The organism is Ruegeria aquimaris, from assembly GCF_025751555.1.
Lineage (GTDB): Bacteria > Pseudomonadota > Alphaproteobacteria > Rhodobacterales > Rhodobacteraceae > Ruegeria_B > Ruegeria_B aquimaris.
Map to the genome: position 1 here is coordinate 253,147 of NZ_JAOWLB010000005.1, position 19,566 is coordinate 272,712.

At 62.9% G+C, this 19,566-nt stretch carries 14 protein-coding genes and 1 pseudogene; 5 read left to right on the plus strand and 10 right to left on the minus strand.

Annotated features, from left to right (window positions below; genetic code table 11):
• Nucleotides 1–298 precede the first annotated feature (298 nt).
• Entirely contained in the window at nt 299–2,326 is a 2,028-nt protein-coding gene (locus tag OE747_RS10205) for a molybdopterin-dependent oxidoreductase (RefSeq protein WP_263828496.1), read from the plus strand.
• On the opposite strand, the gene OE747_RS10210 is transcribed toward OE747_RS10205, so the two are convergent.
• On the minus strand, nt 2,323–3,030 hold the full coding sequence (locus OE747_RS10210) for a GNAT family N-acetyltransferase (RefSeq protein WP_263828497.1): 708 nt from the start codon (nt 3,028–3,030) through the stop codon (nt 2,323–2,325). The genes OE747_RS10205 and OE747_RS10210 overlap by 4 nt on opposite strands.
• 89 nt (nt 3,031–3,119) lie before the next feature.
• Between OE747_RS10210 and pdxR the strand changes: the two genes are divergently transcribed.
• Complete coding sequence (gene pdxR / locus OE747_RS10215) at nt 3,120–4,529, plus strand: MocR-like pyridoxine biosynthesis transcription factor PdxR (protein WP_263828498.1); 1,410 nt, start codon at nt 3,120–3,122, stop codon at nt 4,527–4,529.
• 81 nt (nt 4,530–4,610) lie between these two features.
• On the opposite strand, the gene OE747_RS10220 is transcribed toward pdxR, so the two are convergent.
• The 6 genes from OE747_RS10220 to OE747_RS10245 form a co-directional block, all read right to left on the minus strand.
• Nucleotides 4,611–6,446, minus strand: a complete 1,836-nt coding sequence (locus OE747_RS10220) for a BCCT family transporter (protein WP_263828499.1) — start codon at nt 6,444–6,446, stop codon at nt 4,611–4,613.
• A gap of 105 nt (nt 6,447–6,551) precedes the next feature.
• Nucleotides 6,552–7,565 carry an Ldh family oxidoreductase gene (locus OE747_RS10225; protein WP_263828500.1) on the minus strand — a complete coding sequence of 338 codons (1,014 nt, stop codon included), beginning with the start codon at nt 7,563–7,565 and terminating at the stop codon, nt 6,552–6,554.
• 12 nt (nt 7,566–7,577) lie between these two features.
• A complete protein-coding gene (locus tag OE747_RS10230; protein ID WP_263828501.1) occupies nt 7,578–8,210 on the minus strand; it encodes a DUF3726 domain-containing protein in 633 nt (210 codons plus the stop codon).
• Complete coding sequence (locus tag OE747_RS10235) at nt 8,207–9,895, minus strand: hypothetical protein (RefSeq protein WP_263828502.1); 1,689 nt, start codon at nt 9,893–9,895, stop codon at nt 8,207–8,209. The genes OE747_RS10230 and OE747_RS10235 overlap by 4 nt, the downstream gene beginning before the upstream one ends.
• 5 nt (nt 9,896–9,900) lie before the next feature.
• The gene (locus tag OE747_RS10240) at nt 9,901–10,881 is read right to left on the minus strand and encodes a dipeptidase (protein WP_263828503.1); all 981 of its coding nucleotides are present in this window, start codon (nt 10,879–10,881) and stop codon (nt 9,901–9,903) included.
• Complete coding sequence (locus OE747_RS10245; RefSeq protein ID WP_263828504.1) at nt 10,878–12,329, minus strand: aldehyde dehydrogenase family protein; 1,452 nt, start codon at nt 12,327–12,329, stop codon at nt 10,878–10,880. The genes OE747_RS10240 and OE747_RS10245 overlap by 4 nt, the downstream gene beginning before the upstream one ends.
• A gap of 102 nt (nt 12,330–12,431) precedes the next feature.
• On the opposite strand from OE747_RS10245, the gene OE747_RS10250 reads away from it, so the two are divergent.
• On the plus strand, nt 12,432–13,304 hold the full coding sequence (locus OE747_RS10250; RefSeq protein ID WP_263828505.1) for a LysR family transcriptional regulator: 873 nt from the start codon (nt 12,432–12,434) through the stop codon (nt 13,302–13,304).
• 3 nt (nt 13,305–13,307) lie between these two features.
• Here OE747_RS10250 and OE747_RS10255 read toward each other — a convergent pair whose 3' ends face one another.
• Complete coding sequence (locus OE747_RS10255; protein ID WP_263828506.1) at nt 13,308–13,739, minus strand: DUF1489 family protein; 432 nt, start codon at nt 13,737–13,739, stop codon at nt 13,308–13,310.
• Between the two features lie 131 nt (nt 13,740–13,870).
• On the opposite strand from OE747_RS10255, the gene OE747_RS10260 reads away from it, so the two are divergent.
• Both OE747_RS10260 and OE747_RS10265 read left to right on the plus strand, forming a co-directional pair.
• On the plus strand, nt 13,871–16,153 hold the full coding sequence (locus OE747_RS10260) for an adenosylcobalamin-dependent ribonucleoside-diphosphate reductase (protein WP_263828507.1): 2,283 nt from the start codon (nt 13,871–13,873) through the stop codon (nt 16,151–16,153).
• Between the two features lie 169 nt (nt 16,154–16,322).
• Nucleotides 16,323–16,717, plus strand: a pseudogene (locus OE747_RS10265) (ATP-binding protein); the annotation flags it as partial.
• Between the two features lie 364 nt (nt 16,718–17,081).
• On the opposite strand, the gene OE747_RS10270 reads toward OE747_RS10265, so the two are convergent.
• Together OE747_RS10270 and OE747_RS10275 are read right to left on the minus strand one after the other, a co-directional pair.
• Nucleotides 17,082–18,281 carry an MFS transporter gene (locus OE747_RS10270; RefSeq protein WP_263828508.1) on the minus strand — a complete coding sequence of 400 codons (1,200 nt, stop codon included), beginning with the start codon at nt 18,279–18,281 and terminating at the stop codon, nt 17,082–17,084.
• Between the two features lie 125 nt (nt 18,282–18,406).
• Nucleotides 18,407–19,327, minus strand: a complete 921-nt coding sequence (locus tag OE747_RS10275) for a helix-turn-helix transcriptional regulator (RefSeq protein WP_263828509.1) — start codon at nt 19,325–19,327, stop codon at nt 18,407–18,409.
• Between the last annotated feature and the right edge of the window lie 239 nt (nt 19,328–19,566).

The following is a 19,566-nucleotide window of genomic DNA, read 5'->3' on the forward strand; positions in this document are numbered from 1 at the left end:
CATTTTTATTATTGACGTCGGTCTAACAAATTTTCCGACTCAGGGGAAGAACTATGTTTCCAATCCCTTAAAACGTGTTCTTGAAGTCTCACCCGGGGTGCTCCGGCGGTCTGACCCTTGGTTCACCACTGCCTTAGGGGTCCGGAATGCTTCATCCTTGCAGGGACAAATGGCAAGTTTTCGAAAATTGGTCTGCTCATTTTAACTCATACTGGCGGTTTTCTGGCAATCCTCTTCCGGTAACATCCACTTAAGCCGGTTCCACCTACAGATACCCAAACTCAGGATCACAATTTTGATGAAATTGCCCTCTGTCTGCCCCTTGGATTGCCCCGACACATGCAGCCTGTCGGTCACCGTTGAAAACGCGCGGATAACAAAGGTGGCGGGAAGCGGCGCCAACCCGTATACCGCCAGCGTGATCTGCAACAAGGTCGCGCGCTACTATCCGGATTTCGTTCATGGAAAGAGCCGCCTGACCCGGCCGTTGCGGCGTATCGGCCCACGCGGGTCGGGCAGGTTCGAGCCAATCGATTGGGACACAGCCCTGGATTTGGTCCATGATGGTTTCTCCCGCGCGATCGACGAGCACGGGCCGCAATCCGTTCTACCCTTCAACTATGCAGGCCCGCATGGCGAGCTGGCCGGCGGCTCGATGGACCGGCGGTTCTTTTACCGGATGGGCGCGACGATGCTGGATCGCGGGCCACTGTGTGGCGGCGTCCGCGGTACCGCCTATGCCAGCCTGTTCGGCCCTGCCCCGGGGATGCCGCCGGAACAGGCGGCGCAGGCCGATCTGGTTCTGGTCTGGGGCAACAATGTCACCGTCTCCAACCTTCACCTGATGCGGGTGTTGAAACAGGTCCGGGCGGCAGGTGGCCGGGTCGTGGTGATCGACCCCAAGCGGATCAAGCTGGCCGAGCAATGCGACCTGTTCCTGCAAATCCACCCCGGCACCGATGTGGTCCTGGCGCTGGCGCTGGCCGCCGAGCTGGAGCGGCGTCAGGTGCTGGATATGGCCTTCATCAACCAATGGGTGGCCGGGGCCGATCTCTATCTGGAGCAGGCGCGCGGTTTTGGCGTGGCAGAGGTCGAACATGCCTGTGGGCTGACCGCGGTTCAGTTTCACATGCTGGCGGATTGGATCGCCAGGGCGCGAAACATGGCGACCTCGCTGGGAAACGGGATCGAGCGCGGCTGTTCCGGCGGTTCGGGATTGCGCGCGGCGATGGCACTCAACGCGCTCATGGGCCAGCACGGGCGAGCCGGCGCGGGCGTCGTCGCCAAGCCGGGCTCGGCCTTTCCGCGCACCACGGCGCGCCTGCACGGCGACCACCTGAAGCGGCCCGGGACACGCGTGTTCAATATCGTGGACGTCGCCGAGAAGCTGCTCGACGAGACGTTGGACCCGCCAGTCAAGGCGCTGATGATCTACAATCACAACCCGGTCGCAACCCACCCCGACCAGACCGCCCTGTTGCGCGGGCTGGAGCGCGAGGACCTGTTCATCGTTGGCGCGGATGTGGTGATGACCGACAGCATGGCCTGTTGCGACGTCGTTCTGCCCGCCGCGAGCCATTTTGAGTACGCCGACATCTATGGCGCCTATGGCCAGACATGGCTGCAACGGGCCGAGCCGGTCATTCCGCCGGTGGGCGAGAGCCTTCCCAATACCGAGATCTTCCGCCGCTTGGCGACGCGGTTCGGATATGACGAGCCAGAGTTCCGGGACACGGATGAGGCGCTGATGGATCAGGCGATGAATGGCGCCGACCCTCGGCTTGAAGGTATCGCGCCCAGCGCCCTGCCCACCGATCGCGCGCTGGACATGGGCCGTCGGGACGGCGCGCCGCTGATCATGTGCGACACTGTCTTGCCGGCAACGCCCTCGGGCAGGATCGAGCTGTTCAGCCAGGACCTGGAACAGCGGTTCGGATGCGGCCTGCCGGTCTATCGGCCCGCTACCCCCGATCTGCCTTTTACCCTGATCAGCCCCAGCTCGACAAAACGGACCAATGCGACCTTTGGCAGTCACATTGACAGCCTTGGCCCCGAACAGGTCGAGATGCACCCCGAGGATGCCGGGCGGCTTGGTCTGTCGGATGGCGAGCGGGTGCGTGTCAGCAACGCCCGTGGCGCCGTTGAACTGGTGCTCTCGGTGACCGATGCAACCCGCCCCGGCGTACTCTACAGCCCAAAGGGAACATGGCGGCAAAGCTCTGCCACCGGCCTGACCGTGAATGCGCTGATCCCGGCCGACCTGCGCGCCGATATCGAGCGTGGGGCGGTGTACAATGAAACCTTCGTCGAGGTGCGCCGGGCCTAGGCCCGGCATGCCTCCAGTCCGCGCCGCTGCGTGCCAGCGGCATCGAAGTTTTCCGGCGAGAGCCAGGTTTCAAAGCCCCGCTTCACCTTTGGCCAGTCCCGGTCGAGGACCGAAAACCAGGCGGTATCGCGGTTGCGTCCCTTATAGATGATGGCCTGCTCGAACAGACCGTCATAGCTGAACCCCAAGCGCGCCGCGGCCCTGCGCGAGGCCGCATTGAGCGCGTCGCACTTCCACTCATAGCGGCGATAGCCAAGATCGTCGAAGGCATGCGCCATCATCAGAAACATCGCCTCGGACGCTGCGGGCGTCCTTTGCAGCGCGGGTGCATAGGCGATGCCGCCCACCTCGATTACCCCATGTTCCGGTTGAATACGCATGAAGCTGGCGATTCCAACCGTCGTGCCACGCGCTTGGTCGACAATGGCGTAATAGACCGGATCGTCACCTTGGCTCATCGCCGCGAGAAACGCCGTGAAGCCCGCCTGCTCGTCGAACGGACCAAAGGGCATGTAGGTCCAGCAGCGACCCTCGGCATCGGCGGCAAAGGCGCTCCACAAGTCGTTGCCATGCGTCGCGGCATCCAGCGGCTCAAGCCGGGCGAAGCGCCCCGCCAGCACCCGCCGGTCCGGGCGCGGGCACGCCTGCCATTCGGGCAGGGCAAACCCGATGGGCTGGCCCAGATGATTGATGCTGTGATCCATGTTCCACCTTCATCTCGTTTTGTCCTGTTTGCAGGCAAATCGGCCCTCCGTTAACATCCAGTATCAAATCAAATCAGCTGACCAATTTCATGCCGCAAACATCCTGGCCCGCCATATCCATCGACCGTCAGAACCCCTTGCCGATCTTCGAGCAGATTTGCGCCGCGATCCGGTCCCGCGCGGGTTCCGGCCAGTTGCCGGCCGGCAGCCAGATGCCGCCGACGCGGGCCTTGGCCACGGAACTGGGCGTGTCACGGTCGACCGTGGTCACCGCTTATGACCAGTTGGTGGCCGAGGGCTACCTGAAGGCGCGGCAAGGATCGGGCTATCTGGTCTGTGCCATGGGCGAGGTCGAACTGTCGGCCCGACCAAGTGCGCCCCCCGTGTCCACCCTACAGACTTCGGCGGACCCGCGCCCCTTTGTTGCCGGGACTCCGGACATGCGGTTGTTTCCCTACAGGCAATGGGCCAAGACCGTGGCCCGGCTGTGCCGCTCGAACCCGCAGGCAATGTTCAGCGCCGGGGACCGGTTTGGAAACCCCGCCTTGCGCAACGCCATTGCCGCTCATCTGCGGGATTGGCGTGGTATCGATGCGGGGCCACATCAGGTGATCGTGACAGCCGGGGCCACGGATGGGCTGGAGCTGTGCATGCGGACCCTTGCGGAACCGGGCGATTGCATCGCCCTCGAATCGCCCGGTTATCCACCGCTGGCGGCGTTTGCCGCGGCCCAGGGTCTACGGTCTGTCCTGCTGCCGGTTGGCGTCGAAGGCGCCGCCCTGCCCGACCCTGACGCCAACGCCCGTTTGGCCATTCTGACGCCTTCGCATCAGTATCCGCTTGGCGGGGCCATGTCGCCCAACCGGCGCCGTGCCTTTGTCAACTGGGCGCATGCCTCGGGCGGGTGGATTGTCGAGGATGATTACGACAGCGAGTTTCGCTATGCCGGTCGACCTATACCCGCCATGGCCGGGGGTGACAGGCTGGGCTGCACGATCTATGTCGGCTCCTTCTCCAAAATCTTCTCGAACGCGCTTCGCCTTGGCTATCTTGTCGTCCCGGAGACACTCATCGACCCGTTCCGCGCGACACTCCGCCGCTTTGGCCTGCACGCGAGTTCAATGCCACAGCAGGTTCTGGCCGAATTCATGACTTCGGGAGAGTTCTACCGCCACCTGCGCCGGGTACGTCGTATCTATGCCGAACGTCGGCGCTATCTGTTTGACCGGCTGGCGCGTGAGTTCGAACCCTATGGTCATGCGGTCGACCACCAGGCCGGTATGCAGGCGGTTCTTCATCTGCGCGAAAGCTGCCGCGACACCGAGATCGCAACCCGGGCAGCACAGGCGGGCCTGACGGTAGAGGCGCTGTCGCGCTATTCCACCGGGAAGCCGGAAACAAACGGGCTGGTCCTCGGGTTCTGCGCCTTTACCGAGATCGAGATGGCCCCGGCCCTAACCACCTTGCGCGACCTGTTGGCGGCTGCATGTCCCAGATAGCGAAACGGGCCTGCACCGATGCGGCGCAGGCCCGTCTGTTCTGACCACGACCGGGCGGCGAACCGCCCGGCAGTTTATCTGTTACTCGGCCGGCTTGCCCACGGTCAGGCCCAGCTTTTCACGTTTTCCATCGCGATAAAGCGCCTTGACCAGCGACACGCACATCAGCCCCATCACCACGGTAAAGGGCAGAGCACCGATGATCATCGCGCTCTTCAGCGCCTCCATCGGGTCGGCGCCGCCATTGGTCTTACCCGCGATCAGCAGCGTACCGATCACCGCGGTCAGGATCACGCCCCAGACGATCTTGTGCTTGTTGCCGACTTCCTGATCGCCACCCGACATGATCGTGTTCATCACCAGGATGCCCGAGTCCGCCGAGGTGACCAGGAAGGTCATGATCAGCACCACGCACATCACCGTGATCGCCGACAGGAACCCGCCCGACAGCATCTGGCCCAGGGTCACGAACAGCTTGGCGGTGTTGGACGCGCCGATGATGGCGCCATTGGCGCCGCCGGTCAGTTCCAGATCAATGGCGGTACCGCCCAGGATGGTCATCCAGGCAAAGCAGACCAGCGCCGGGGCGAACAGGCAGCCGACGATGAACTCACGCACCGTGCGACCGCGCGAGATCCGCGCCAGGAACAGACCCACGAAGGGCGAAAACGCGATCCACCAGGCCCAGTAGAAGGTGGTCCAGCCGGCCTGCCAGCCGAACTGACGGCCCGGCTCACCCGCGGCATAGGCCGCGGCCAGAACCTCGTCGGAGAGCGCGGCGGCTTCACCTTCGAGACCCGACTTGAACCCTTCGAACGAGCCCCAGGCATTGGTCGCCCCGCCGCGCAGCGCATCGGCATAGGGGGCGGCCTCGGCCGGCAGGGCGGCAGCGAATGCTGCCGGATCCTGCGGGCCATAGGCGCCGAAGCTGATCGACAGGAAGTGGATCAGATAGTCCACCAGCGCCGAGGCATAGGTTGTCATGGCGAACAGGAACGAGCCGAACAGCACAAAGGTGAAGAGCAGGACCAACGACAGGACCAGGTTGAGGTTCGACAGGTATTTCACCCCACGGCCCACGCCCGACACCGCCGACACGATCGACAGTCCCATGATCACCAACAGTCCGGCGATCAGGCCGACAGTGCCCGGTGCAGGCGCTTCGCCGGTCATGTCCATCATCCATTGCATGCCGGTGATCGCGTACATGCCATCGATGAACTGCGAGACACCAAAGCCGATGGTCACCGATACGCCCAGGATGGTCGCGACCACGCCCAGTACGTCGACAACATGGCCCAGAATCCCGTTCATCAAGGGACCGAAGAGCGGAGTCAGCGCCGAGCGGATGGTCAGCGGCATGTCACGGGTGTAGGCGTAATAGGCCAGCGCCAGCCCGGTCACCACATAGATCGCCCAGGCATGAAAGCCATAGTGGGCAAAGGTGTAGCGATAGGCCGATTGCAGCGCGTCCTCGGTATTGCCCTGAACCGCGCCCGAGATAACAACCGGGTTCGATCCCCACAGGCCCAGCGGTTCGGCGGTGGCGAACACCATCAGGCCAACGCCCAGACCGGCCCCGAACATCATCGAGAACCACGAAAAGTTCGAGAACTCGGTGCCCTCGCCGGGCCGTCCCATGATCCGCTTGCCGGTCTGCGGCAGCGCCGCCAGAACGAACAGGAACACGGCAAAGAAGCCAACAATGACGATGTAGAAGACGTTGAAATCCTCCAGCAGGCGCCAGTTCAGGCTGCCAAGGACGCCATTGGCATTGGCAGGCCAGACCAGGGCCCAGAGCACCAGACCGACCATGATCGCTTTTGAGAGCAGAGCAATTTCGACGCTGTGCCCCTGATAGAAACCGGACGCGGCCCTTTTGACCTCGATCTCGGTAAACGGTGGTTTTATTGACATGCAGCCCTCCCTGACGCAAGAATTTGGTTGTCTTAGCGGTCCCACAGCGGTCAGAGCGACACAGGACCGATGGTTTTCAGCGCATATGCGACTTTGAAATGCAGCTTATGCCTCGATGATCTTCTCAATCCGCTCCAACGTGGCACAGTTGACGGAGACCCCATGACTCTGTGCGTGGAGGCGGCGTGCCCGCCGACCATCGCCTGGCAGATGGGCGTTGTCCTGACCGTGTACCGCGTCGCACAGGCGCGCCACCAGCGGCGCAAACCGGTCGCCCGAGGTTGCCCCCGGGTCGATCGCGATAAAGAACTGGCCGGTGCGCGGCGGCCCGCCCGCCGTGCCGGAAAACGGCGAAGCGTCGATTCCCAGTGTGGCACCGGTCAGCGCGGCGGCCATGGTTTCGACCAGCAAGGCCACCCCCACACCTTTGTAACCGCCCGACGGCGCCATCGAGCCTTTCAACCCGACCTCGGGGTCGGTGGTCGGGTTGCCCTCGGCATCCAGCGCCCAGCCGACCGGGATCGGCCTGCCCTCGCGGGCCCGTTTCATCACCTCGCTCTTGGCGATGGTGCTGGCGCTCTGGTCGATCAGGATCGCCGGTTCGCCATCCGCGCCCGGCACCGCCAGCGAGAACGGGTTGGTGCCGACCACCGGTTTCGAGCCCCCCGAGGGCGCGATCGAAGCGGGCGCGTTGGTAAAGCCCAGCCCTACCAGCCCTTCGCGGGCCAGACGGGCGGTGTGATACCCCAGCACACCGCAGTTATAGCTGTTGCGGACCGCCAGAACGGCAACGCCCTGACTGCGCGCCAGCGGCATCAACTGGTCAAAGCCGAGGTCGATGGCGGCATGGGCAAAGCCGGTCGCCGCATCCACGGTCAACGCCGAGGGCGCGGGACGGTCGAGCCGGGGCTCGGCCTGACCGTCGACCTTGCCGCATTGCACATGCTCGCAATAGATCGGGATATAGAGCAACCCGTGGCTGGCGATACCGTCGGCCTCGGTCGCGGCGGTGGCCACGGCCAATGGCCGGGCATTGGCCTCGGAGGTGCCAGCGGCCACCAATGCGCGAAAGCTCAGATCTTCGATCTCGTCCAGGCTCAGGGTCTTGGTTGCTGTCATGGCGTCCTCGCTTCAGTCATTGTCGGAAAGCCCCGCGCCCGCGCCCTTCAACCGGGATTCCTCGGTTGCGGGGGCATAGGTGCGATGGGCGAAACGGTTCAGGGTGGCCCAGGCCTCGGGCGCGGGTTGGGCGCGGCTGCGGATCGGTGTCGCGACGTCGATCTGGCCGCCCGGTGTCACCTCGACCAGAGGCGCAAGGTCCAGCGCCGTGCCGCAAAGGTCGAGCGCCGTGCCGTCGGTGACGGCACCGCCGCCCTGCCAGCGCAGGGTGACCGGGCGACGGTTCTGCTGTGCGATCAGCGCGGCAAAGGGCACCAGCAGCGCGGGCCGGACCACCTGTTCCAGCCGAAACCCTGCATCGGACAGCTCTGCCGCACGGTCCGAAAGCGCCGCCCCCGACGCCAGCGGGCAGAGCGTGCCGCCGGGCGCGACCCAGGTCGTGCCCATTGGGAAGGGAGAAAGATCGGCAAGCGGCACCCCGTCGATCCGGGTCAGCAGCGCGGCCAGTTCGGCACAGGCATCCAGATCATGGGCAGCCAGCCAGCGCGTGGCCTTGGCGGCCTCTTCGGCGAGACCCCAGGGATAGCCCGCGCCGCGCGTGGCGCGCTTGGCGGTGGCCTCGATCTCGTTGAGAGAGAAACTCATGCCGGAACCTCCGGATAGACCCAGTCATCGGCGGTCTCGGGCGAAAGATCCTCGGGGTATGGCGCACCCGCATACATGCAGATCCGCACCCAGCGATCCGAACGGGGGTCGAAATGGATGGCGCCAAAGAAGGCAAGTTTCGCCCGCAGCATGTTGATGGGCAGCACCGAGGCGCTGATCGTGTTGTCGTGGATCTCGCCATAGGGGGCCACTCGGCTCATCTGAGCACGGCGCACGGTGTGGCGGTGTTCGGGATGGGCCAGCAGGAATTCCGCCACCGGACGGGCACCGTCCCAATCGGCCAGCGCGGCATGGGCCGCCGCCGCATCGCGGGCCGGGGCCAGCGGCTGTTCATACTCGGCGATCGGCTCGTCGAACCGCTCACCCAGACGCGGCTCCAGCTTCTCCTCGGACACATACCAGGCGCGGGCGCAATTCTCGGGCGCCGACCAGTCCAGGTCAAAGGCCCAGGCGTAGCTGGCCGCGATCAGCGCGCGCAGTTCCGAGATCGGCATGGCACCGTCGATGCGAAACGCACCCGGATTGCCATCGGCCATGCAGCTGGCCAGACCGTCCACCAGATCTGGATAGGGTTCCAGGATCAGCGAGGCGATCAGTTCCTGCCCCTCCTCGCTGAGCGCGCCCTCGGCCCAGCGCATCAGCCGGTCCCAGGGTTGATCGTTCAAAAGGTCGTCGCCCGCCACATGGCGCGAGAGCACCTCCATGTCGCGGCGCAGGTCACCCAGTTTCGCCAGTTGAATCGGGTGTTCCGAGCGCCACTGGCCCAGCGACACCTCGCTGCGCCGAAGCATCTGGCGAAACTGCGCGGCCGCGTCTGGGCTGGCGGTGGCGACGCCGCGCACGCGTGCAATCGCCTCTTCGCGGGCCATGACCCAGTTGTTGAACAGGACCGGGTGGTTGACGATATAGGGCGCCATGCCCAGACCGGTGGAATTGCCGATCCCCATCCGCCGCGCCAGCTCCGGATCCAGATCGACCGCGCCCTCGCCGCCCTTGGCCCGCGCCATGTGCTGCACCAGATCGCGCACGAAGACACGGGTCAGATAGACCGACAGCATCTCGGCCTGAAACGGCACCTGCATTTCGGGGCGGTCGGCGATCTGCTCGCGATCCGCCGCGCCCAGCTTGCCTGAACCATAGACGGCGGTGGTGCGCATCAGATAGCCCACCTTGTCGATCTCGGCGCGGTCGGGCTGTTGCCCGCTCGCCAGCGCGTCGACCACATGCGCCCAGAGCCGCACAGACCGGTTGGCCCGGCTGACCGAAATCTCGCACTCGCTGACCCGGCCCGCCTCTTGCAGCGGCACGTTCTGCGACAGCCGGTTGATGTCGTCCTCGGTCGGGATCCCGTCGAACAGGGTAAATGTGGCATCCCAGGCGGTTGCGATCACCCGGTCCGAGCGCATTTCCGGCGGCAGGTCATGGGCAAAGGCCACCAGCGAATAGGCGCGATCTGGCCCCTGCGCGGTATAGACGGCATACCCCACGCCCGCCGCGTCGATGCGGAACACGGGGCGGGAGAAGCTCCAGTTCTCGTGCGCCATGCGCCGGGTCAGGATGCGCATGAAGCTGAGGCGGCATTGATGCAACGACCCCAGCCGCGACAGCCGCATGACTGTTGCCGGATCCCTGCGCTGGATTTGCCTGTTCGGGGCGGTGTCCATCTCTTTTATCCTTGCGGGACGAAGTTCTGGGCAAAGAACCTGTACCAGTTCCCGCCCATGATCCCGGCCACTTCGTCCTTGCTCAGGCCGGTCGCGCGCAACCCGTTCTCGATATTTCCAAAATCGCGATTGTCCTGGAACCAGTGCGGCATCGGGGGAAAGCCCGGCGCGCTGGCGGACCCCTCGCCAAAGTCGATCTCCTTGGACCAGCGCCCGGTGCGCATCCATTCCACCACGCTGTCGGGCTGGTCCTGGCACAGGTCGGTGCCGATCCCCAGATGGTCGACGCCGTACCGCTCGGCAGTGCGCGCGATCATCTCGCAGAAGCTGTCCAGCGTGCAGTCGGACTTGTCCTTGAGGTGATGGGGATAGACCGAAAAGCCCAGCATGCCGCCGTTTTCGGTCACCGCACGGATCACGTCATCACGCTTGTTGCGCAGGGCCGGCGCCCAGTCATGCGGGTTGGCATGGGTGATGGCGATGGGACGCTCCGATATCTCGGCGGCCTCGATGGTCGAGCGGTCGGCGGAATGGCTCATGTCCACCACCAACCCCACCCGGTTCATCTCCTTGATGACCTGACGGCCCATGCGGGTGATGCCCGTATCCTCGGCCTCGTAACAGCCGGTCGCCAGCAGCGACTGGTTGTTGTAGGTCAGCTGCATGAAACGCGCGCCCAGCGTATGCAGGATCTCGATCAGGCCGATATCGTCCTCGATCGGGCTGGGGTTCTGAAATCCGAAGAAGATCGCGGTGCGCCCGGTCTCGCGCGCGATGTCGATATCGCCGGCCCATTGCCCCTTGATGATCAGGTCGGGATACTGCTCGAACCAGCGGTTCCATTTCTCGAAATTCAGGACCGTCTCGCGAAAGCTTTCGTGATAGGCAATGGTGACATGCACCGCATCGACATGGCCCGCGCGCAGCTGGCGAAATATCTTTTCCGACCAGTTGGCATATTGCAGGCCGTCGATGCGATAGCTCATTGTGGTGCCCCCGCGCTGATATACGCCGTCTTGACCGTGGTATAGAACTCGGCCGCCGCGCGGCCCTGCTCCCGCGGCCCGTAAGAGCTGTCACCGCGCCCCCCGAACGGCACATGGTAATCGGTGCCTGCTGTCGGCAGGTTCACCGTCACCACCCCGGTGCGTGCATTGCGGCGGAAGTGGGTGGCACGCGCCAGATTGCGGGTCACGATCCCCGAGGTCAGGCCGAAATTGGTGTCGTTCACCACACTCAGCGCCTCGTCGAAGCTGCCGACCTTGATCACGCTGGTGAGCGGCGCGAACATCTCTTCGCGGTTGATGCGCATGGTGGTGGTGGTGTTCAGGAACACGCCCGGAGACATGTAAAAACCGTCCTGCGGCATCTCCAGCCGCTGACCGCCGCAGGCAAGTTCGGCGCCCTCGGATTTGCCCAGATCGACATAGGCGAGGTTCTCGGACAGTTGCTGGGCGCTGACCACCGGGCCCATCTGGGTGCCCTCGGCCAGCGCATGGCCCACCTTCATCGCCTGGGCGCCCGCCACCAGCTTCTCGACAAAGGCGTCGTGGATGGCCGCATGGACCACCAGCCGCGAGCTTGCGGTGCATTTCTGCCCGGTGCCGCCAAAGGCCCCGCCAAGCGCCAGCGACACCGCCAGATCCAGATCGGCATCGTCCATCACCGCCAGCGCGTTCTTGGACCCCATTTCCATCTGCACCTTGGTCAGGTTCTGGATCGCGGCGGATGCGATACCCTTGCCCACCGGCACCGAGCCGGTGAAGGAAATCGCGTTGACCAGCGGGCTTTCCACCAGCCGCTGGCCGATGCTGCTACCCGAGCCCATGACCAGGCTGAACAGGCCCTTGGGGATGTCCTGACGCGCAATGATCTCGGTCAGCGCTACGGCGCTGGCGGGGGTGATATTGGCCGGTTTCCACACCACTGCATTGCCATAACAAAGCGCCGGCGCGATCTTCCACGAGGCGGTGGCGGTGGGAAAGTTCCACGGGCTGATCACCGCGACCACGCCCACCGCCTCGCGGCGCACGTCGATCTCGACGCCCGGGCGCACAGAATCGGCATTCTCGCCCAGCTGGCGCAGGCATTCGGCGGCGTAATAGGTAAAGAACTGACCGGCGCGATAGACCTCGCCCTTGCCCTCGGCCAGCGGTTTGCCCTCTTCGCGGCTGAGCAGCGTGCCCAGTTCCTCGGCCCGGGCCATCAGTTCGGTGCCGATGGCCATCAGCACCGCCTGCTTGCGCTCCATCCCGTAGGTCGCCCATTCCGCCTGCGCGCGCCGGGCCTGGTGCAGCGTCGCGTCAAGCTGATCGGCGCTGGCCTGGGCGAACATGCCAACCAGATCGCTCAGGTCCGACGGGTTGCGGTTTTCGATTTCAGCTTCGCCCGCCAGCCATTCGCCCGCGATGAGATTGAGTTTTACGTCCGACATGCCTCTGGCCCAGTTCCTCGAATGAATTGGGTCATGGTGGACTCCACCCGTCATATCGGTCAAACTTAAATTGCTTAAGGAAATTTCAGGATTTCTGAAATCATGATCAAGATCGAGATGCTGCGCTGTTTCAGTACCGTGGCGCAAACGGGCAATCTGGCCGATGCGGCCATGCGGATGGGGCGGACCCAGTCGGCCCTGTCAATGACCCTGAAACAGCTGGAGGAACATCTGGGCCAGTGCCTGTTCGAAAGCGAGCGCAAGAACCGGCTGACCCCGCTGGGACAAGAGGTGTTCCGCTTTGCCCAGCAGCAGCTGCGCCAGTTCGACGATACCATACAGACGATCGAGGCGGCGGCGCGGGCACCGCAGGGGTTGCTGCGGCTGGCGTCGATCCCCTCGGCCTCGGGCCTGGCGCTGCCAAACGCGATCGAAACGATGATGCAACGCCACCCCGCGCTGGAGCTGGAGCTGCGCGATATGGACAGCGGCCGGGTGGTTGACGCGATGCTGCAAGGGCAGGCCGATCTTGGCATTGTCTCCGGCCGGCCGGTTCTGAACGGGGTCGAAAGCGAGATCCTGTTCGAGGATGCCTTTGGCCTGCTCTGCGCACCCGGTCATCCGCTGGCGCAACAGCCACAGCCGCCTGATATCGACGCCATCCTTGCCTCGGGCTTCATCCGCAACAACCTGTGCGCATTGATCGAGGCGCCCGAGATAAGCGCCGCCCTGCCCCGCGCCCGGATCACCGTGCACAACACCCATTCGTTGCTGGCGATGGTGCGCACGGGGAAATGGGTGACGATCCTGCCACGCTCGGTCGCGCAGGTGCAGCCGAAAGAGCTGGCGTTCCGCCCCATCGCCGGGCTGGAGCAGCAGCGCAGCGTGTCACTCTTGATCCACACCCGAACCCGGTTTCCGCAGCTGGTCGAGGAATTCGCCGAAATTCTGCGGCACAGCCCCTGGACCGGCTGAGGCTCAGATCACCCCGATCTCGGCCAAGGCACGGTTCAGGTCCTCGGGCAGCGCATCGTCTTGCGCGCGCCCCTTGGGCAGATCCGGCGGCGTGTCGGCGGGGTTCAGATAGCGCCAGCCCTGAAACGGGCGTTTCTGGGTGCTATGGGTGCGATGCAGTTCGGGGTCGAGCACCAGCGCGCAATGCCGGGTGCCGTCCTGTCCGGTGACCTCGTCCATCCGCAGCACCCGCTGACGGCACTGGATCACCCCCTTGATCACCCAATAGATCGACCCGCCCGCTAGAATCTCGCTCTCGCGTTTGGGCCACATGCGGGTGACATGACGCGGCAACCCGTCCGGCGTCTGCGCCCGCCGCATCGCCTGCCATTCGGCCAGGTTGTCGACGCTTTCCGTCCCGACGCTGAGCTTGATCAGATTGACGTAGTTATCCACAGCTTTCCCACAGAGTCGTCCAGAGTCCCGCCTTGATATTGTAGCTCACCCCACCCGGGCATCAAGCTGTTGTGGCCATGCTCACATTTGGTTTAGTCTGGATGTCTCTTCCAGCACGAGGGAATCATCCGATGAGCCGTTTCGCCGCCCCCATCGCCGAGCAGATATGGGACATGAAATACCGTTTCAAACAGGCGGACGGCACCCCGATCGACCAGACGGTCGAGGACAGCTGGCGACGGATCGCCCGCGATCTGGCAAAGGTAGAGCAAGACCCAACCCATTGGGAACAGACGTTTTACGAGGCGCTGGAGGACTTCAAATACCTCCCCGCAGGGCGCATCACCGCCGGTGCGGGCACCGCGCGGCGGGTGACGCTGTTCAACTGTTTCGTGATGGGCACCATCCCCGACAGCATGGGCGGCATCTTCGAGATGCTGAAAGAGGCAGCGCTGACCATGCAGCAGGGCGGCGGCATCGGCTATGATTTCTCGACCATCCGCCCGCGCGGCGCCGATGTAAAAGGCGTGGCCGCCGACGCCTCGGGGCCGCTCAGCTTCATGGATGTCTGGGATGCCATGTGCCGCACCATCATGTCCGCCGGTTCCCGCCGCGGCGCGATGATGGCGACCATGCGCTGCGACCATCCCGATATCGAACAGTTCATCGCCGCCAAATCCGACCCCGCCCGCCTGCGCATGTTCAACATGTCGGTGCTGGTGACCGATGCCTTCATGGAGGCGGTCAAGGCCGATGGCTCGTGGGAGTTGCAATTCGACGGCAAGGTCTATCACACGGTCGAGGCCCGCACCCTGTGGAACAAGATCATGCAGGCCACCTATGATTATGCCGAGCCGGGCGTGATCTTCATCGACCGGATCAACGCGGCCAACAACCTGAACTATGTCGAGACCATCGCCGCCACCAACCCCTGTGGCGAACAGCCCCTGCCGCCCTATGGCGCCTGCCTGTTGGGCTCGATCAACCTGGCGCGGCTGGTGACGAACCCGTTCGACGACGCGGCAGAGCTTGACCCCGAGGCGCTGCAAAAGCTGGTCGCCACCGCCGTGCGGATGATGGACAACGTGGTCGATGCCTCGAAATTCCCGCTGCCGGAACAGGCTGCCGAGGCGCAGAACAAGCGCCGGATCGGGCTGGGCGTGACCGGGCTGGCCGATGCGCTCTTGATGCTGGGCCTGCGCTATGGCAGCGACGAGGCTGCCAAGCAGACCGAGGACTGGCTGCACGCCATTGCACGCGCCGCCTATCTGGCCTCGGTCGAGCTGGCCAAGGAAAAAGGCGCCTTCCCGCTCTTCGATGCCGAGAAATACCTGGCCTCGGGCACCATGCGCGCCATGGACGCGGATGTGCGCGAGGCGATCCGCACACACGGCATCCGTAACGCGCTGTTGACCTCGATCGCGCCCACCGGGACCATCTCGCTTTATGCCGGCAACGTGTCGTCGGGGATCGAGCCGGTCTTTGCCTATGCCTATACCCGCAAAGTGCTGCAAAAGGACGGCAGCCGGACCGAGGAAGAGGTGGTCGATTACGCCGTGCAGATGTGGCGCGACAAGTTCGGCGACGCCCCCCTGCCCGACTACTTCGTCAACGCCCAGACGCTGGCGCCTGCCGATCACGTGCGGATGCAGGCGGCGGCGCAAAAATGGATCGACAGCTCGATCTCCAAAACCATCAACTGCCCCGAGGACATCTCGTTCGACGATTTCAAGGATGTCTACATGCAGGCCTGGGATCTGGGCTGCAAGGGCTGCACCACCTACCGGCCCAATGATGTGACCGGTTCGGTCCTCACTGTCTCGGAAAGTTCCGACAAGGCGCCGGGTGAAAGCGCCCATGCCCCGCATGAATTCGAAGGTGGCGACGTCATCTATATGTCCGAACCACTGGACCGGCCCGAACATCTCGAAGGCAACACATACAAGATCAAATGGCCCGACAGCGAGCATGCGCTCTATATCACCATCAACGACATCATCATCAACGGCCACCGCCGACCGTTCGAAGTGTTCATCAACTCCAAGAACATGGAGCATTTTGCCTGGACCGTGGCGCTGACCCGGATGATCTCGGCGGTGTTCCGGCGCGGCGGCGATATCAGCTTTGTGGTCGAAGAACTGAAGGCCGTGTTCGACCCACGCGGCGGTGCCTGGGTCAAGGGCAAGTACATCCCCTCGATCCTGGCGGCCATTGGCGGCGTGATCGAACAGCACCTGATCGCCATCGGCTTTCTCGAAGGCGAGGGCATGGGCCTGAAATCGGACCCGCAGGCGCAGGTGGTGAACGGCGATGCGCCGCGCGGCAAGGCCTGCCCCAGCTGCGGCCAGTTCGACATGGTCATGATCGAGGGCTGCATGACCTGCCGCAGTTGCGGTCATTCCAAGTGCGGCTAGGATGCCAACCGGCAGGCCAGATGTCGATACGGGCATAGTTATGCCAAATCCCCGGTTTCGGTTTGCCACGAAGCCGGGGAAGTTTTGCCAAAGGTCTTCAAGTCGCTGAATTGGAACGACTTTCGGCGAAGTGATTTCGTGCGCTGTTTTCGAGGCCATCCATGAAGAGTTGGCCGCCTGCCAGAAGGGGCTGACCGATCGCTTCACCACGGCGGCCCCATCGTCCATGAACTCATGGAGGCCCGTGATTAGCGCCAGCTTCTGCGGCTCCAGAAGCAGCTGGTAAAACAGAAGCTCTTGATCATCGACGAACTGGGCTTCGTGCCCCTCAGCAAGACCGGTGCAGAACTGCTGTTCGAGCTGATCTCTCAGCGATACGAGCGCGGTTCCATCCTGATCACCAGCAACCTGCCGTTCGACGAGTGGACCGAAACATTCGGATCAGAGCGCCTGACCGGAGCCTTGCTGGAAAGGCTGACCCATCATGTAAGTATCCTTGAGATGAACGGTGACAGCTACCGCCTGGCGCAAAGCAGGGCAAAACAGCTCAAAGAGAATTCCTGAAGCCAGACCTGATTTGGTCCTGACGGACACTTTGGCTCGCTGATCATCCCGGCATGTTGCCGGAGGGAAGCCCAACCTGCATGACCTTTCGGATGAAGATTGGGATCACGCCGGCCATCCCCCGGCCACCAATTCAAGGGATCGTTGAAACCCTCCTGTGAGTTGAAGAGTGTCTCATTCTGGCATTAATCGCACTGGTTCTCATCAAACGTGGGCGCGTTGCTGGAAAAGGAAACAACTAATTCTCCGGCGTTGAAGATGGCCATGCTTGGAGAGGTGGTGAGCATGTGTCAGATCGTGAGCAATAAGTTTTACGCAGAAATTCACTGCGCCTTGGAAAGCCAAGGCGCAGTGAAAACCGGCTTTAGACTTTCGGTTTTCGGGTCATACCGAAGATGCAGACCACGCCGCCGATGACAATGGCATAGACACCGACCATAACCTGTCCTGCGAAATCTCCAGAGATGGTCGCGGCCTGGGCGATCATCGGGCCGATTGCGATACCGGCTGCCGAAATTTCCGGACCGAAGGACGAGGCATAGCCGGAATGGTCGGCATTCGCGATCGCGGTGAAGGCACGGGCATAGTATAGGTTCCACAGACCGACATAGAGACCGGCCATCACCAAGTAGGTGGTTGCGTCCTGCGCCTCGGCCATCTGCCAGGCGACGATGGCGTTTGCGACGGCAACGATACCGATGAAGGCGGCGTGGTTCACGCGCTCATCCAGCCATGCCGCGCCGAAGCAAAGGACAATGGCCAGGATCGTGCCGCCGGCCAGAGCAAGTCCGATGCTGTCCGCGTTGACACCTTCGATGGCGCCGCCAAGAATCTCGACATAAGGATAGATGATGCCGAGGCTCAGGCTGTAGATGAAGAAGGATCCCAGAACCAGCAGGGCGCCGAACATGTAGGTGCGGAACGTGTGCACTACGCCGTCATTAGCTTCGATGGTCTGGGCGTCGCGTTCAAGCCGGCCGTTGTCGGGGTACCAATAGGCCGCGATGATCACCAGAACCGAGGCACCGGCGTAGAACAGGAACAACGCGGTCAAGCCATAGGCGGCCATCAGTTCCGGCACCATGATTAACCAGAAAAGCAGCCAGATGTTGAGCGCGCCCATCATCAGGCCAAAGTTTCGGCCTGGATGCGCGGTGACGCTCATGCCGACAAGGCCGAGCGCATAGCCGATACCCTGGCCAAGGCTTGCGATCACACGATAGGCCAGAAGGTCCGAATAGCTGGTAGCGTAGATGCTCAGGAGATTGCCCACGACAAGTGCTGTGCCAGCCAGAAAGAGCAGCTTGCGCCAGTTTGAACGACGCATCAAATAAAGCGAAAACACCAGAGAGGCGGCGCTGGTTCCCATCAGTTCCGCCAGCGTGATGGTTTCGATCTGGCTTGGCGTGAGGGCAAAGACCTCGGCCGCGGCGCCAAGCATGAACGGCAGGAAATTGAAACCATTTGGTGCCAGCATCACGATGACCGCGGCGGCGATCATAAAAGCGGGCTTATTGATGTCGCGGAACGTCGAACTCCGCGTGTCCGTTTGGGTCATGGTCATTTGGGCTCCTCCCCATTTTCGAGATAGTACGCAACACAACCGTTCCTGTGGAGCATGGCTGCGTATTGGGCCCAGATTAGAATTTGGCGGTTGCCTCGACATTCCCCTCAAAGGGTTAGGCGGGATCAAACACCGTGATATCGTTGCAGCGGGTCTTCGTCGGACCCGACCGGTATCGTCGCAAGTGATTCCAGGAAAACCGAAAACAGCTCGGATTGCGTGCCGACATCAATCTTGTTGTAGAGATTTCGGCGGTGGATCTTGATGGTTTCCGGGCTGATATTCAATACCCGCGCCATGGATTTGCTGGAATGGCCCTTGAGCAGCAACATCATCACCTCGCGCTCGCGATCGGTGAGAAGATCGCGCCCGAAATTCCGGTAGGCGTTGTCCAGCGAAGCGGCAAAAGTCGCATCTCCCTCTGGTTCGCGCGCGCGCCAGACTTCCCAATGTTTGCGGCACAGGGCGCCGATCAGCGGTTCAAGTAGTTTGAGCGTGGTCGAATCCGGGTCGCTGCCGTCGCTTTCCCGAGATCCAAAGGAAACCAGAAGATGGGATTGCGGATCAAGCCGGATCAGCAGGCCGATCTCTTCGCGCAGCCGTGTGCGCCGGAAATACACATTGTAATATTCGGTTTCTGAAAATTCGTCCGGCGCTATCTCAAACAGTCGGTAGACCCCGTCGGGCGCACCTTCAGTCATCAGACTGTAGAACGGATCGAGCAGATAGGGGCCGTCGATATATGGCCTGACGGTTGTCACTTCATCTTGTGAGCGTAGCGTGTTGAACAGATGGCGTGGCCGTGAGCCGGTCTTGAACTGAGCGACGACAGTCGAGGAACATCCTGAAAGGGGTTCGCAAAACCGGACCAGTTTTTCGAAAAAACCGGATTCGCCAATGGTGGCAACGACCTTTGCGAGCTGCGCATCGATTACGCTGTCCACCCCTATTGCTTTCGACATGGCGCGCCCATTTCCCGTTGTTGACGGACGGAAGCCGACCGCCGGTACATTACGGTAATACGCCGGGTGACGTTGGGCAAACATGTCTTTGATTTCTTGTCGTTGAGTGCGGCCAGATCGCTCAGGGTCGGTCGCGCCCGGGCCGCGCATCTCGTGTCAAGCTGCGGAGCTTGTATTGCGGCCCATGGGCGTGTGATCAGGTGAGGCCGCATCCCCAAGACGTTCGGGAACGATGTCCCGCGCAAATGTCAACGGCGGCGCAATTTCCGGCCATTGGGCGGAGTAAAAGCGGACCACCTCGGTCGTGACCGGCGCCTTGGCAA